Source organism: Streptomyces sp. NPDC060028, assembly GCF_042736725.1.
In the GTDB taxonomy this organism is placed as follows: Bacteria; Actinomycetota; Actinomycetes; order Streptomycetales; family Streptomycetaceae; genus Streptomyces.
Map to the genome: position 1 here is coordinate 1 of NZ_JBHWVJ010000003.1, position 12,788 is coordinate 12,788.

Annotated in this window: 17 protein-coding genes; 9 read left to right on the forward strand and 8 right to left on the reverse strand. The window is 73.1% G+C overall.

The genetic code is table 11. From position 1 onward, the window contains the following. Positions 1 to 150: 150 nt before the first annotated feature. From ACFWBF_RS02210 to ACFWBF_RS02235, 6 genes are all read right to left on the reverse strand, one after another. Positions 151 to 975 (reverse strand): metal ABC transporter solute-binding protein, Zn/Mn family, encoded by an 825-nt coding sequence (locus ACFWBF_RS02210; RefSeq protein ID WP_385593786.1) that lies wholly within the window; start codon positions 973 to 975, stop codon positions 151 to 153. Next, positions 933 to 1,802: a metal ABC transporter permease gene (locus ACFWBF_RS02215; RefSeq protein ID WP_385593789.1), complete on the reverse strand. Its 870-nt coding sequence runs from the start codon at positions 1,800 to 1,802 to the stop codon at positions 933 to 935. The genes ACFWBF_RS02210 and ACFWBF_RS02215 overlap by 43 nt, the downstream gene beginning before the upstream one ends. Continuing rightward, positions 1,799 to 2,434 carry an ATP-binding cassette domain-containing protein gene (locus tag ACFWBF_RS02220; protein WP_385593792.1) on the reverse strand — a complete coding sequence of 212 codons (636 nt, stop codon included), beginning with the start codon at positions 2,432 to 2,434 and terminating at the stop codon, positions 1,799 to 1,801. Before ACFWBF_RS02220 ends, ACFWBF_RS02215 begins: the two co-directional genes overlap by 4 nt. Positions 2,435 to 2,528: 94 nt before the next feature. Continuing rightward, the gene (locus ACFWBF_RS02225) at positions 2,529 to 3,200 is read right to left on the reverse strand and encodes a DUF6445 family protein (protein WP_385593795.1); all 672 of its coding nucleotides are present in this window, start codon (positions 3,198 to 3,200) and stop codon (positions 2,529 to 2,531) included. A gap of 109 nt (positions 3,201 to 3,309) precedes the next feature. Further along, the gene (locus tag ACFWBF_RS02230; protein ID WP_385594321.1) at positions 3,310 to 4,236 is read right to left on the reverse strand and encodes a M56 family metallopeptidase; all 927 of its coding nucleotides are present in this window, start codon (positions 4,234 to 4,236) and stop codon (positions 3,310 to 3,312) included. Positions 4,237 to 4,241: 5 nt separating this feature from the next. Beyond that, complete coding sequence (locus ACFWBF_RS02235) at positions 4,242 to 4,613, reverse strand: BlaI/MecI/CopY family transcriptional regulator (protein ID WP_385593798.1); 372 nt, start codon at positions 4,611 to 4,613, stop codon at positions 4,242 to 4,244. A gap of 172 nt (positions 4,614 to 4,785) precedes the next feature. Here ACFWBF_RS02235 and ACFWBF_RS02240 point away from each other — a divergent pair, with 172 nt between their 5' ends. Both ACFWBF_RS02240 and ACFWBF_RS02245 read left to right on the forward strand, forming a co-directional pair. After that, positions 4,786 to 5,190, forward strand: a complete 405-nt coding sequence (locus ACFWBF_RS02240) for a hypothetical protein (protein WP_385593800.1) — start codon at positions 4,786 to 4,788, stop codon at positions 5,188 to 5,190. 110 nt (positions 5,191 to 5,300) lie between these two features. Further along, the gene (locus ACFWBF_RS02245) at positions 5,301 to 6,179 is read left to right on the forward strand and encodes a hypothetical protein (RefSeq protein WP_385593803.1); all 879 of its coding nucleotides are present in this window, start codon (positions 5,301 to 5,303) and stop codon (positions 6,177 to 6,179) included. Here ACFWBF_RS02245 and ACFWBF_RS02250 read toward each other — a convergent pair. Then, the gene (locus ACFWBF_RS02250; protein ID WP_385593806.1) at positions 6,139 to 6,849 is read right to left on the reverse strand and encodes a YoaK family protein; all 711 of its coding nucleotides are present in this window, start codon (positions 6,847 to 6,849) and stop codon (positions 6,139 to 6,141) included. The two genes, ACFWBF_RS02245 and ACFWBF_RS02250, sit on opposite strands and share 41 nt — an antisense overlap. Positions 6,850 to 6,931: 82 nt before the next feature. On the opposite strand from ACFWBF_RS02250, the gene ACFWBF_RS02255 reads away from it, so the two are divergent. From ACFWBF_RS02255 to ACFWBF_RS02275, 5 genes are all read left to right on the forward strand, one after another. Beyond that, the gene (locus ACFWBF_RS02255; protein WP_385593809.1) at positions 6,932 to 7,366 is read left to right on the forward strand and encodes a VOC family protein; all 435 of its coding nucleotides are present in this window, start codon (positions 6,932 to 6,934) and stop codon (positions 7,364 to 7,366) included. Between the two features lie 35 nt (positions 7,367 to 7,401). Next, a complete protein-coding gene (locus tag ACFWBF_RS02260; RefSeq protein ID WP_385593811.1) occupies positions 7,402 to 8,082 on the forward strand; it encodes an epimerase in 681 nt (226 codons plus the stop codon). A 62-nt stretch (positions 8,083 to 8,144) separates the two neighbouring features. Beyond that, positions 8,145 to 9,353 carry an RNA ligase gene (locus ACFWBF_RS02265; protein WP_385593814.1) on the forward strand — a complete coding sequence of 403 codons (1,209 nt, stop codon included), beginning with the start codon at positions 8,145 to 8,147 and terminating at the stop codon, positions 9,351 to 9,353. Positions 9,354 to 9,389: 36 nt separating this feature from the next. Beyond that, complete coding sequence (locus ACFWBF_RS02270; protein ID WP_385594324.1) at positions 9,390 to 10,298, forward strand: AAA family ATPase; 909 nt, start codon at positions 9,390 to 9,392, stop codon at positions 10,296 to 10,298. Between the two features lie 28 nt (positions 10,299 to 10,326). Beyond that, positions 10,327 to 10,674, forward strand: coding sequence for an NTP pyrophosphohydrolase (locus ACFWBF_RS02275; RefSeq protein ID WP_385593816.1), 348 nt, complete (start codon positions 10,327 to 10,329; stop codon positions 10,672 to 10,674). A 65-nt stretch (positions 10,675 to 10,739) separates the two neighbouring features. Here ACFWBF_RS02275 and ACFWBF_RS02280 read toward each other — a convergent pair whose 3' ends face one another. Beyond that, positions 10,740 to 11,234: a hypothetical protein gene (locus ACFWBF_RS02280; protein WP_385593819.1), complete on the reverse strand. Its 495-nt coding sequence runs from the start codon at positions 11,232 to 11,234 to the stop codon at positions 10,740 to 10,742. A gap of 295 nt (positions 11,235 to 11,529) precedes the next feature. On the opposite strand from ACFWBF_RS02280, the gene ACFWBF_RS02285 reads away from it, so the two are divergent. Then, positions 11,530 to 11,760: a DUF397 domain-containing protein gene (locus ACFWBF_RS02285; RefSeq protein WP_385593822.1), complete on the forward strand. Its 231-nt coding sequence runs from the start codon at positions 11,530 to 11,532 to the stop codon at positions 11,758 to 11,760. A gap of 91 nt (positions 11,761 to 11,851) precedes the next feature. Then, on the forward strand, positions 11,852 to 12,760 hold the full coding sequence (locus ACFWBF_RS02290; protein WP_385593825.1) for a helix-turn-helix domain-containing protein: 909 nt from the start codon (positions 11,852 to 11,854) through the stop codon (positions 12,758 to 12,760). Positions 12,761 to 12,788: the final 28 nt, after the last annotated feature.

The window sequence follows — 12,788 nt, forward strand, 5'->3', positions numbered from 1 at the left end:
ATGATCACCACCCTGCCATGTCGCGGCGCGTGCCTGCCCGCGGATTCCGGGCCGGGCCCGCGCGGGGCCCCCCCCCCCCGCCCGGGGGGGGGGGGCCCCGGGGTCCTCCCCCCCCCCCCCCGCCGTCAGGGGGCCGCCGTCACGGCGTCCTCAGGAGCCGGCCATGGCCTTCTTCAGCCCGGCCGCCGCATTGCGGAAGACCGGCAGCAAGTCGAGATCCTTGTCCGGGTAGTTGACGATCTCGACCTGCTTGGCACCCGAGTCGGGCAGCACGGTCCCGGTCGACATGTGGGCGTTGTCCAGGACGAGCGCCGGCTTCTTCGCGGACAGATCCGCCAGCTGCGCCGGGGTGACCGCCTCGGGGCCGTACGTACCGACCGTGGTGGCGCCGGCCAGCTTCGCGGACCAGGCGGTGAAGACCTGGCTGACGACCGCCGGGCTGCGGCCGCCGGGCCAGCCGGCGCGCACGTCCTGCGAGAGCCTGGCGTACTCGGTGTCGAAGGAGGCCGTCCAGCTCGCGGCGGCCTCGCCGGTGCCGAACAGCGCGGCCAGCCGGGCCACTTCGGCCCTGACCTTGTCGGGATCGTTGTCGAGGTTCACCTCGACCAGCTCCGCCTTGGACCCGGCCGCCTGCTTGATCTTCGCCGCGTAGGGCTCGAAGGGCGCGTACAGCACGAAGTCGGCCTTGGCGACGGCGGCGAGGTCGGAGGGCTTGGGATCGTAGTCCGGCGCGTGGTGCACGGACTGGGGCACGATCACCTTGACCTCCTCGGCCCCGGCGGCCTTCGCGAAGGCGCCCTCCCAGCTGGTGGTGACGACCACCTCCGGCTTCTTTCCGCCCTTCGCCGCCGCCGCTGTCGCCGGGGCCTTGCCGTCGCCGTCACCCCCGTCGCTGCCGCAGCCGGTGACCAGGGCGAGGGCCATGGCCGCGCTCAGTGCGAGGAGGGAAGCGAATCGGACGCGGGTACGCGCCATGAGCTGATTCTCCGTTCGGGGAGGAGATGGACCACGAGGACGACCGCCCCCGCGGTGAGGACCAGGACGGGCCCGGGAGGCCAGTCCAGCCAGAGAGCGGTGAGGAAGCCGGCGAGGTTCACGGCCACGCCGATGCCGACGGCCCACCCGGTGATCGACCGCAGCGACGTGCCCAACCGGCGTGCGGCCAGGGCCGGCAGCAGGGTCAGCGCGTCCACCAGCAGGGCGCCGGTCAGCTTGATCGCCCCGGCGACGGCCACCGCGACGAGCACCAGCAGCACCGCCGTCAGCGCCTGGACCGGTACGCCCGAACACTGCGCGAGCTCCCGGTCGTACAGCAGCAGCGCCACCTCGCGCCGCCGCCACCAGAACAGGGCCGGTACGAGGACGGCGAGAGTCCCGAGCACCACCAGGTCGGCGGTGCCCACCGACAGGATCGAACCCCACAACAGCGCGAACGCGCCGGAGGCGTTGACCCCGGACACGGCGAGCAACAGCAGCGCGGCGGCGATGGCCAGGCTCATCAGCAGACCCATCGCGCCGGAGAGTCCGTCCGGGGTCCGGGCGAGCGGCGCCACCCCCGCCCCGGCCAGGGCGCAGGCCACCAGCGCGCACAGCATCGGGTCCAGACCGGTCAGCAGGCCGACGGCGATGCCCAGCAGCGCGACGTGCATCATCGCGAAGCGCACCGGCATGATGTCGAGACCGACGATGACCACACCGATCACCGGCAGCCCGATCGCCGCCAACAGCAAGGCGACAGCGGCCCGTTGTACAGGAAGCAGTCGCAGCAGCTCGCCCACGTCGGCGGTGGCCAGGGTGCTCACCGGACCTCCCGCAGCCGGCCGGCGGCCATCTCCAGTACCCGGTCGCAGCGTTCGGCCAGCGCGCGGTCGTGGGTGACGACGACGAGCGTCACGGGCAGCGAGGCCAGTACGTCGGCGGCCTCCTCCTGACCGTCGAAGTCGAGTGCCGCGGTGGGCTCGTCGGCCAGCAGCACCTCGGCCCCGGCGGCCACGCAGCCGATCGCCCGGGCCAGGTACATCCGCTGCAACTGGCCGCCCGACAGCGTGTGCAGGGGGCGCCCGGTCAGCCGGCCCACCCCCAGCCGGTCCGCGGCCTCGGCGGCCTGCGCCGGCGCGGCTCCGGACGCCAGCAGCTCTTCCCCGAGCAGCGGGAACCGGCCGGCCGCGGGCTTCTGCGGAATCCAGGCGCAGGCGCGCCGCCGCCAGGCCCAGTCGGCCGCCGAACCGGTACCGCGGCCGCCGACCAGGATCGTGCCGCTCGCCTGCCGGTGCAGCCCGAGCACGGCGCGCAGCAGGGTGGTCTTGCCCGAACCGTTGGTCCCGGTCAGCGCGACGCGCTCACCCGCGGCGATCTCCAGGTCCACGCCGGCGACGGCCTCGACCCGCCCGTGGCGGCAGCCCACCCCCCGCATCCGAATGTCCAGCCCGCCCATCCCACGCCCTTCCGCACTCCGTGGCCCGCTGTCCGCACGGGGTAGGAGTCGCACGGCGGGCGCTGCGGGTTCCGGAGCGCGGAGCCTTTTCCGCTCAGGCCATCCAGAAGAAGACGGCCGTCATCCGCTTGTCCTCCAGGGTGTGGCCCCAGTACGCGGTGGCGGTGTGGATCAGGTTGGCGGAGTAGAGCAGCAGCCGGTTGGCCCGGTGCGGGACCCGGACGTCCTCGACGAAGGAATCCGGAGCCACGAAGCGGGTGCCCAGCGCGTCGACCAGGTTGTTGTGCGGGGCGGCCACCTGGTTCCCGCCCAGGGAGCCGCCCGGCAGGCTCTGGCGGTAGAAGCTGGTCCCGCAGTCCTTCGGCACCTTGGGGTTGAGGTAGAGCACCGCCGCGTAGCGGCAGAGCGTACGGGAATCGGTGTGGGGCCGCGGCTCGCACTCGCCCTCGCCGACGACCTGCACGCAGTTGTGGTTGAAGGTGCCGCCGCCGGTGGGCTGTTGGGCCCAGATCCGCGGCGCGCCGGTCGCCTTGCGCACCAGCCGCTCCACGTGCGCCAGTTCGCCGGGCTCCAGCGCCGGCATCGAGCGCAGGCCCGGCCAGGCCTCGGGCTTGTGAGGGTAGCCCTCGGTCCAGTCGTCCCGGGCGAGCAGCCGCTCCCGTACGGCCTCCGGGTCCGGAAGTACGTTGTCCAGTTCCCAGTAGTCACGCCCGCGGGTCGGCTTGCGGTAGGGCAGGACCGGCAGGGGCGGAGGTCGTAGAGGCATGGCAGGGAAGCTAGTTGACCATGCGCGGGCCACTCGCCACCGAACCGGTCAACGTTGCGTCAAGGGTTCACCATGGGCCGCGGTCGTGGTCACCGTTTCGGTCACGGCACTAACGCTCGGGCAGGCTCTCGCCCTGGGCGACCTCGATGCCCGCGTGCAGATCGTGCGCGGCGTGCACGGTCGCGCCGACCGACAGCGCGAGGCACGCCAGGTAGGCGGCCGTGACCAGGTGCGGGATCCGCGGCCGGGCCGGGGCCGCGTCGGAGTGCTGCTGCAGCAGGGCGGCCACCCGGCGGGGGACCGGTCCGGCCGTAGCGGCCAGGGCCAGGCCGGGGCGGCTCGTCGTACGGGAGGCCAGGGCGGCCTTGCCGATCGCCCGGGCGGTCAGGCGGCGGTCGCCGACCGCGTCGGCGGCGGACTCGTCGGCGCAGCGCTCCAGCGCGTACGCCAGCGGCTCGCGCAGGGCGTGCAGCGCGGGATGGCACAGGGCGGCCAGCTCCACCGCGGCCACGAAGACGTGGTGGTGCTCGCGCAGGTGGGCGCGCTCGTGCGCGAGCAGGGCCGCGCGCTCGTCGGGCGCCAGGGTGCGCAGCATCCCGGTGGTCACCACGATCCGGCCGGGCCGGCCGGGCAGCGCGTAGGCGTCGGGGCAGTCGTCCCGCAGGACGACGAGCTCCCCGTCGGCGCGGGCCGCCAGCCGCCTGGAGCGGCGCAACTGGGCCAGCCGCGCGTGCACGGCGCGCACCAGCACGGCGGTGCGCCAGGCCAGGACCGCGGCGGCCACGACGGCCACGGCGATCATCGCGGCGGCCGAACCCGTGGCGAGCGGGGTGAGCAGCTCCCCGAGGGCGGCGACGACGTGCAGGTGCGTGGCGCCGGGCACGACGAGCAGGGCGAGCGAGGTGATGCTGCCCGCCGCGAGACCGACCGCGGAACCGGCCAGCAGCCAGGCCGCCCGGCGGGGCGGCAGGTGGGCGGCGAGCCGGCGGGCCGCGGGGCCGGCGAGGAAGGGGACGAGGAGCGGCAGCCACACCATGTAGTTCACGAGGCGTCCCCCTCCAGCAAGGCCCGCAGCAGCTGCTCGTCCTCGTCGCTCAGCCGGGACACGAAACGGGTCAGCACGGCGCCCCGGTCCTCGGTCTTCTCCAGCTCGGCGTACATCCGCCGTGCGGTGAGGCCGGAGGCGTCCTCGGTCGGCAGGTACGCGAAGCCGCGGCCCGACCGTATGCGGTCGACGCTGCGCTTCTCGTACAGCCGGGTCAGGATCGTCGTCACGGTCGTCCGGGCGAGGGAACCACCCAGGGCGTCCTGCATCTGCACCGGGGTCAAGGGTGTGTCGGCAGCCCACAGGGCGGCGAGGACCGCGGCCTCCAGTTCGCCGGCGGGCCGGCGCTCCGCATTCGTGTCGCCCATGGGTCGAGGCCCCTCCGCACATCTGCGCCGACTGTCGTGGCCGCCCAGCCTAGTGCGGTCACAGCACCAGGTGAGAGGCGGCCGAAGGCCCAGGGCGCCCGGACCGACCGTCAGGCGTCCGCCGCACCCCGCTCGCCGAGGAGGCCGGGCCGACGGAGGATGGGGAACTGTGATGACGGTACTGGTGGTCGGCCTCCCGGAGGGCGAGGAGCTGGAGCGGCTGCGGTCGCGGATCCAGAGCAACCCGCACTTCCGGGTCATCTCCCACGCCGCCGAACCCGCCGTCGCCCTCGCGCACGCCCGGGTCCTGCTCCCCGACGTCACCGTCCTGGCCGTACCCGGCGCCCTCGACACGGATCCCGGCGCGCTCGGCGTCTTCCGCGGGGTGCGCGCCCTGGACCCACCGAGCGGCGTGGTCCTGCGTACGACGGCCACCACGGCGCCCGCGGACCTGGCCCGGCTGGCCGAAGACGGAGCCGTCCACATCGTCCGCGACGGCGACGGCGACGGCCTCATGCACGCCCTGCGGACGATCGGCCTGGCCAGGGACAGCTGCGACCCGGACGACGTGCCCTGACCCCGCCGTCCGGCGCCGCACCGCGCCCCCCTCGTCACCCGCGACCCCGGCGGCCCTCGGCGGTCGGCCGCTGGTGGGCCGGGCTGCCCCCGGCCGCGGGCGCCGCCGTCATGGCCGCCGGGATCATCTCGATGGGCCTGCACCTGATCGGCCGCGACGGGCTCTCGCTCGCGGCGCTGGCCGGCGCCGGGGCGCTGTGGATCCTGCTCGCCGCCGACTTCGGCTACCGGCTGATCGGCGACCGCGGCCGGTTCCGGGCCGAGGCCGACACCCCGGCCGCCCTCACCGCCGTCGCCGCCACGACCGTGCTCGGCGCCCGGCTCTCCCTGCTCGGCCGGCAGCCGGCCGCCGCCGCGCTGCTCGTGCTCGCCGCCGCGCTCTGGCCCGGACTGCTGCTCCGCGTCCTGCGGCACTGGCGGCGGCGGATGCCCGGCGTGGTCTTCCTCGTCTGCGTGGCCACCCAGGGACTCGCCGTCCTGGCGGCCGTGCTGGCCACGGCCACCGGCCGCGAATGGCTGGCCTGGGCGGCGCTGGCCGCCTTCGTCCTCGGGCTGCTGCTGTACGCCGAGGCCCTCGTACGCTTCGACTTCCGCGAGGTGCTGACCGGCGCGGGAGACCACTGGGTGGCGGGCGGGGCCCTGTCCATCTGCGCCCTCGCCGGATCCAAGCTCGTCGCGTCACCCGTATGGGCGGGTACGGCGCACACGGCGCTGCGTACCGCCACCCTGGTGCTGCTCGGCCTCGCCCTCGCCTGGTACGCGGCCCTGCTCGGCGCCGAGGTGCTGCGGCCCCGCCCGGGCTACGACATCCGGCGCTGGGCCACCGTCTTCCCGCTCGGCATGACCGCCACCGCCTGCCTCTCCGCCGCCGGTCCCACCGGAGTCGGCTGGCTGCGGCCGCTGGGCGAGGTGCTGCTGTGGATCGCCGTCGCCGCGTGGCTGCTGACCTTCACCGCCCTCTTCGTGGCCGGGCGGCGCGGTACGCCGTGAGCGCGACCCAGGCCAACAGGACCACCGCCGCCGCGAGCGCCCAACGCGAACCGTGGCGCAACGTCAGCAGGCCGCCGGCCAGCGCCCCCAGCAGCAGCGCCCCGACCGACACGATCCGGCGTACCGAGGCCGGCCCCCACGGATCGGCGGCCAGGGCGGTCAGCGTCCGGGTGAGGACCGTGGTGGTCAGGTCGGGGACGGCGAGCCGGTGCACCACGGCGTTCTGCAGGCCCATGCCGAGGGCGAGCAGACCGATGACCGCCAGCCGTCCGGCGCCGCCCGCCGTCAGGGCGAGCGCGCCGCTGACCAGTACGGCCTGCACCGCCATCAGCGGCTCGAACATCCGGGCCGCCTCCGTCGCGCGGCGCAGCCGCCCGGCGGCCATCGCCCCCAGCGAGAAGGCGGAGAGCGCCAAGAGTGAGGCCGCGGCGGACAGTTGGCGGTCCCCGGCGAGCGCGAAGCCGAGGAAGACGACATTGCCCGTCATGTTGGCGACGAAGACGTGGTCGAGCCCGAGATAACTCACGGCGTCGACCAAGCCGCTGACGAAGGTGAGCACGACCAGCAGCGGCGGCAGCACCCCGTACGGCTGCGTCGCGCCGCCGGGCCCCGGCGGGAAGAGCCGCGCGGCCAGTGGCCGCAGCAGGCCGCGCCGTGCGGTGGACGTCATGCGGACCGTACTACCACGGGGGAGCGCATCCCCACGGCCGCGCGGACGGGCGCGCGCGGTGTCGCGGGGGTAGGGTCCCCGCATGGCCTACACCTTCCAGCTGACGATCGACTCCGCCGACCCGCACCCCCTCGCCGACTGGTGGGCCGAGGCCCTCGGCTGGGAAGTGGAGCCCACCGACGAGGAGTTCATCCGCGGCCTGATCGCCGCGGGCCAAGCGAGCGAGGACGACACCACCACCCACCACGGCGTGCTGGTCTGGAAGGTCGGCGCCGCGATCCGCCACCCGCAGGGCCTGGAGCGGGCGCCCCGCATCCTCTTCCAGCTGGTTCCGGAGCCCAAGTCCGTCAAGAACCGCCTCCACTTGGACGTCCGTACCGGGGACGACGACCCCGGGGCGGTCGTCGAGCGGCTGCTCGCCAAGGGCGCCAAACACCTCCACGAGGGCCGCCAGGGCCCCTTCGCCTGGACCACCCTCGCCGACCCCGAGGGCAATGAACTCTGCGTCTCCCACTGACCGGCGCCGGCGCCGGCGCCGCATAGTGTGGCCGGGTGAACGTCATCCTCTTCGGCGCGACCGGAATGATCGGCCGGGGCGTCCTGCGCGAGTGCCTGCGTGACGACACCGTCGAACGCGTCCTCGCGGTCGGGCGCACCCCGCTCGCCGTCAGCCACCCCAAACTGCGCGAGCTGGTCCAAGACGACGTGTCCGACCTCTCGGCACCGGACCTGGCCTCGTACGACGCCTGCTTCTTCTGCCTCGGCGTCTCCTCCGTCGGCATGAAGGAGGATGCCTACCGGCGCGTCACCCACGACCTGACGCTCGCCGTCGCCCGCCCCCTCGCCGCCGCCAACCCGCACCTGACCTTCGCCTACGTCTCCGGCGAGGGCACCGACAGCACCGAGCGCGGCCGTTCCATGTGGGCCCGGGTCAAGGGCCGGACGGAGAACGACCTGCTGAAGCTGGACTTCCAGGCCTACATGTTCCGCCCCGGCATCGTGCAGCCCGCCCGCGGCATGCCCTCCAAGACCCGGCTCTACCGCGCCCTCTACGCGGTGACCGCGCCCCTCGTCCCGGTGCTGCGCCGCGTCGCCCCGAACCTCGTCACCACCACCGAGGCCCTGGGCCGCGCCATGATCGCCGTCGCCGGGCCGGGCCCGCGCGGGGAGCAGCGCGTCCTGCGCCCGCAGGACATCAACCGGCTGGCCGCGCCCCGTCCCGACCAGCGGTAATTCGGTTTCGAACCGTCCCTCCCGCCGTTGAGAATGAGGCATCTCAAACCGGGAGGGACCCCATGAGCCAGGAGCGCCTGACTCTGCACGACCTGATGCCCGCGCAGGCGCTGGCCGAGGCGATCGACGCCGGACACGTGACCCGCAAGTCGCACCCCGAGCTGCCGCTGTCCATCTACACGTACACGCGGACGGCCCAGTACGAGCGCGTCTGGAACGAGGTCACCACCCGCTGCCGCGGTCTCGTCGCCGACGACACCACCGGAGCCGTGATCGCCCTGCCGCTGCCGAAGTTCTTCAACGTCGGCGAGCACGCGTCCGGTCAGCCCTACGCGCCCGCCCTGCCGGACGAGCCGTTCGAGGTGTACGACAAGGTCGACGGCAGCCTCGGCGTGGTCTTCCACTACGCGGGCCGGTGGCGCGTCGCCTCCAAAGGCTCCTTCATCAGCGCGCAGGCCACCTGGGCGCAGCGCCGCCTCGACGGACGCGACACCTCCGCCCTGGTCCCCGGCACCACGTACCTCGCGGAGATCCTGTACCCGCAGAACCGCATCGTCGTCGACTACGGCGACCGCCGCGACCTCGTCCTGCTCGCCGCCTTCGGCGCCGACGGCACCGAGGTCGTCCTCGCCGAGGCCGCGGCCCACTGGCGGGGGATCGGCTCCGTCGTCACCGTGTGGCCCGCCATGCCCATCGCCGAGCTGATCGCGCTGGCCGAGTCCAACACCCTGCCCGACGGCGGGAACGTCACCGGCATCGACGCCGAGGGCTTCGTGCTGCGGTTCGCCTCCGGTGTGCGCGCGAAGGCCAAGCTGTCCGAGTACGTACGCCTGCACCGGGTGCTCACCGCCGTCACCGAGCGGGACATCTGGCGCAGCCACGGCATCCAGCGGTTCGCCGGCCTGCCCGCCAAGCAGCTGGCCCAGGGTCTGAACTGCACCGTGGCCGAGCTCGAGGCCTCGGGCGGCAAGCCGCTCGACGCCCTGCTGGAGCAGGTGCCCGACGAGTTCGACACCTGGGTCCGCTCGGTCATCGAACGGCTCGAGGACGAGGCCGCGCGGCGCGAGCGCGCCATCGACGAGGCGTACGCCGAGATAGCCCACCTGGCCGGCGACCGGGGCGCGTTCGCGCGGGCCGCGAAGGGACTGCCCGACGCCCGGATCCGCGCCGCGCTGTTCCAGCGCCTGGACAACCGGCCGACCGAGCTCTTCGTATGGCGGCAGGTACGACCCGAAACATCCGACCCTTTCACCACCGATGAGGAGAACTGACCCGTGTCCGAAGCCCCCGTAACCCCCGTACTCCCCGTGGTACACGTCATGACGGGGTTGCCGGCCTCCGGGAAGACGACCGCCGCGCGCGCCCTGCAGACCGAGGCCGCCGGCCGCATGCGCCGCGTCAACCTCGACGACCTGCGGGTCATGCTCGACGTGCCGGACCCCGAGCGCGGGCGGTCCTACCGGCACGAGCAGACCGTGCTGGAGATCCAGGACGAGGCGGTGCGCGCGGCCGTCGAGGGCGGCTTCGACGTCGTGGTCGACAACACGCACCTGACCTCGCACATCCCCAAGCGGCTCAAGGCGGCCGTCGCCGGGCGCGCCACCTTCGTGGTGCACGACTTCACCGACGTGCCCCTGGAGGAGTGCCTGCGCCGCGACGCCGCCCGCGAGCGCCAGGTCGGCGAGGAGATCATCCGGATACTCGCCGACAAGCACGCCAAGGCCAGGAAGGGCGGCTGGCGGCTCACGGCGGAGTGGCTGAACGAGCAGCCGGACGTGTCCCCGTACGTGGCCGACCCGGCGCTGCCCGCGGCGGTGATGTGCGACATCGACGGAACGCTCGCACTGACCGGCGAGCGCAACCCGTACGACTTCTCGCGCTGCGACATCGACGCGCTGAACACCCCGGTGCGCGACGCCCTGAACGCCTTCCGGGGTGCCCACGGCGACACGATCGTGCTGCTGTCCGGTCGCAGCGAGGAGTTCCGGCAGCAGACGGAGGCCTGGCTGCTGCGGCACGACGTCCCGTACGACGAGCTGTGGATGCGCCCCGCCGGGGACACGCGGCGCGACGACATCGTGAAGGCCGAACTGTTCAACGCCCACGTACGCGGCCGGTACGCGGTCCGGGTCTCACTGGACGACCGGGACCGCGTGGTCGCCATCTGGCGCCGGATGGGCCTGGCGACCTGGCAGGTCAACTACGGCGACTTCTGACCGGGCCCGACCGGCCCATACTGGCGATGTGAATGTGCTGATCGTGGACGGTGCGAACGTCGTCGGGTCCGTGCCGGACGGCTGGTGGCGGGACCGTCGCGGGGCCGCGGAGCGGCTTCGTGACCTGCTGGCCGCCCGGGGAGGGGGCGAGGAGATCGTCCTCGTCGTGGAAGGCGCCGCCCGGGGCGTCGAGTCGGTGCCCGGCGTACGGGTGGATTCGGCGCCCGGGAGCGGCGACGACCGGATCGTGGAGCTGGCGGCGGCCTTCGCGGAGCGCGGCTGTGTGGTGGTCACCGCCGACCGCGAACTGCGCGAGCGGGTCCGGGCGTACGGCGTGGAGTGCGTGGGGCCGCGTACCGTACGCCCGGCGGACTGACCGGCGGACCGCCCGGCGCCCCTCGCGGGGCGTCGGGCGGTCCGGTCGGAGGCTGTCCGAGCAGGTCAGTAGCACCACTTCACAGGGGTGAGGTTCTTGACGTAGCGGGCCGCGACCCAGCGCTCGTGGTCCTTCTCGTCCTTGGTGACATGGCCGCCGCCCCCACCGCCCATGCCGTCCACGCCGTCCATGCCGTTGTTCTCGTTCCGGCCGTCCAGGCGGTACCAGAGGTTGTTGCCGTTGACCCGCTCGCCGCGCTTCTTGCACTCGATCGCGAGCTTCTGGTGCGGGAACACCACGCCCACCTTGTACGCGTGGGTGCTCGGCCGGTTGCGGACGGTCAGCTTGCCGTGCGCGACGACCACGCCGCGGGCGTGCCTGTACTCCTGCTGCCCGTCGGGCCGCAGGAGGTCGGAACCGTCGTCGTCGGCCACGACGGCCGCGTGCCCCGGCATGTCGGGCATCGGGTCCGTGTCGGCGACCGCGGCGCCCGCCCCCGCCAGGCCGAGCACCAGGCTTCCGGCGGTGAGGGCGAGGACGGTCCTGGTGGGCTTCAGCATGAGCCGGCTCCTCTACGAAGACATCCGCCCCGGCCGCGGTTCGCGGCGCGGGGGCGGCGACCTGGCGGCCGCCACGGACGACTATGGCGAGGTCGCGCCGCGCAAACCGGCTGACTCACCGCGGGTTAGCCCGATACGAGCCAATCTCCGATCATATGAGGAGGCCGGATTTCAGGCCTCCTTTCGGGGGACTCCCGCGCTCGCTCTGCGTAGCTAGCATTCTCGCCAGTGGTTGTCGTGCAATCCCATATGGGATTGCACGATCAGGTGTGTCGGGCGAGGGAGAGGTCGAATCATGCAGTTGACCAATGGCATGGCCGCGAACGAAATCCCGGGTGCGGTCTGGGTCAAGAGCGCGGCCAGCGTGGGCAACGGGAACTGTGTGGAAGTCGCCGCGCTGACCGGCGGCGGTGCGGCGATGCGCAACTCGCGCTTCCCGGACGGTCCGGCGCTGCTGTTCACCGCCGCGGAGATCGAGGCGTTCATCGACGGCGTCAAGCGTTCGGAATTCGATCAACTGACCTGATGACGGCCTGACCTCAGGCCAAAGCTTGGAGGGTGCGCATTCAGACCCCATTCTGGTGACTGACAACTTCCTCAGTCATATTGGAGTTTGTATGTCCGCCCTCCCCGAGCCGCTGCCCGACCCCGGAGCCTCCGTCCTGTCCATGGGCAAGGAGCCCGGACGGGCGGCGGCCGACCGCATGCTGGGGCAGGAACTGCGGGCCCTGCGGGAGGCCCGGGGTCTCACGCTGCGGCAGGTGGCTCCGGTCATCCGCGGTTCGGTGTCGAAGATCAGCCGGCTGGAGCGCGGCGAGAGCCCTCCGAAGCGGCGGGACGTCCTCGACCTGGCCCGCCACTACGGCGCCAACGCCGACGACATGTGGATGATCGAGCGGCTCCTCGAACTCGGCCGGACCTCCGAGTGGTACGAGCAGTTCAGCGATGTGACGCCCGACTTCCTCAAGCGTCTGATCCAGATGGAGGGCGACGCGGAGGAGATCTGCGTCTACGAGAACCTCGTCGTCCCCGGCATCCTCCAGACCACCGCCTACGCCCGGTGCATGGTCGAGGCCGCCATGCCCAGTGCCCATCCCGACGAGATCGCACGGGTGGTGGAACTGCGCCGCCAGCGGCAGCTGCGGCTGATGGAGGGCTCCCTGCCGCGCGTCACCGTCCTGCTGGAGGAGGGCATCCTCTACCGCCGTTACGGCGAGCACGAGGTGATGCGCGAACAGCTGGACCACCTGCTCGAGGCGTGCGGAGTCGCCAAGGTGAACATCCGCGTGCTGATGATGTCCCGGGCCTACAGCGCCACGCCGCCCTACCCGATCATGCACCTGAAGTTCGGCGACCCCGAGCAGTCCGAGCTGGCGTACGTGGAACACATCAGCAGCGCGACGTACGTGACCCGGCCGCGGGCCCTCGACGACTACCGCAATGCCCTCACCAAGCTCCGGCAGGCGGCGGAGTCGATGGACGACAGCCGGGCCCTGATCGAAGCGGCGAAGGGCCGGTTCGCGTAGGCCGTCCCGTTCGCCGCAGGGGCGGGCG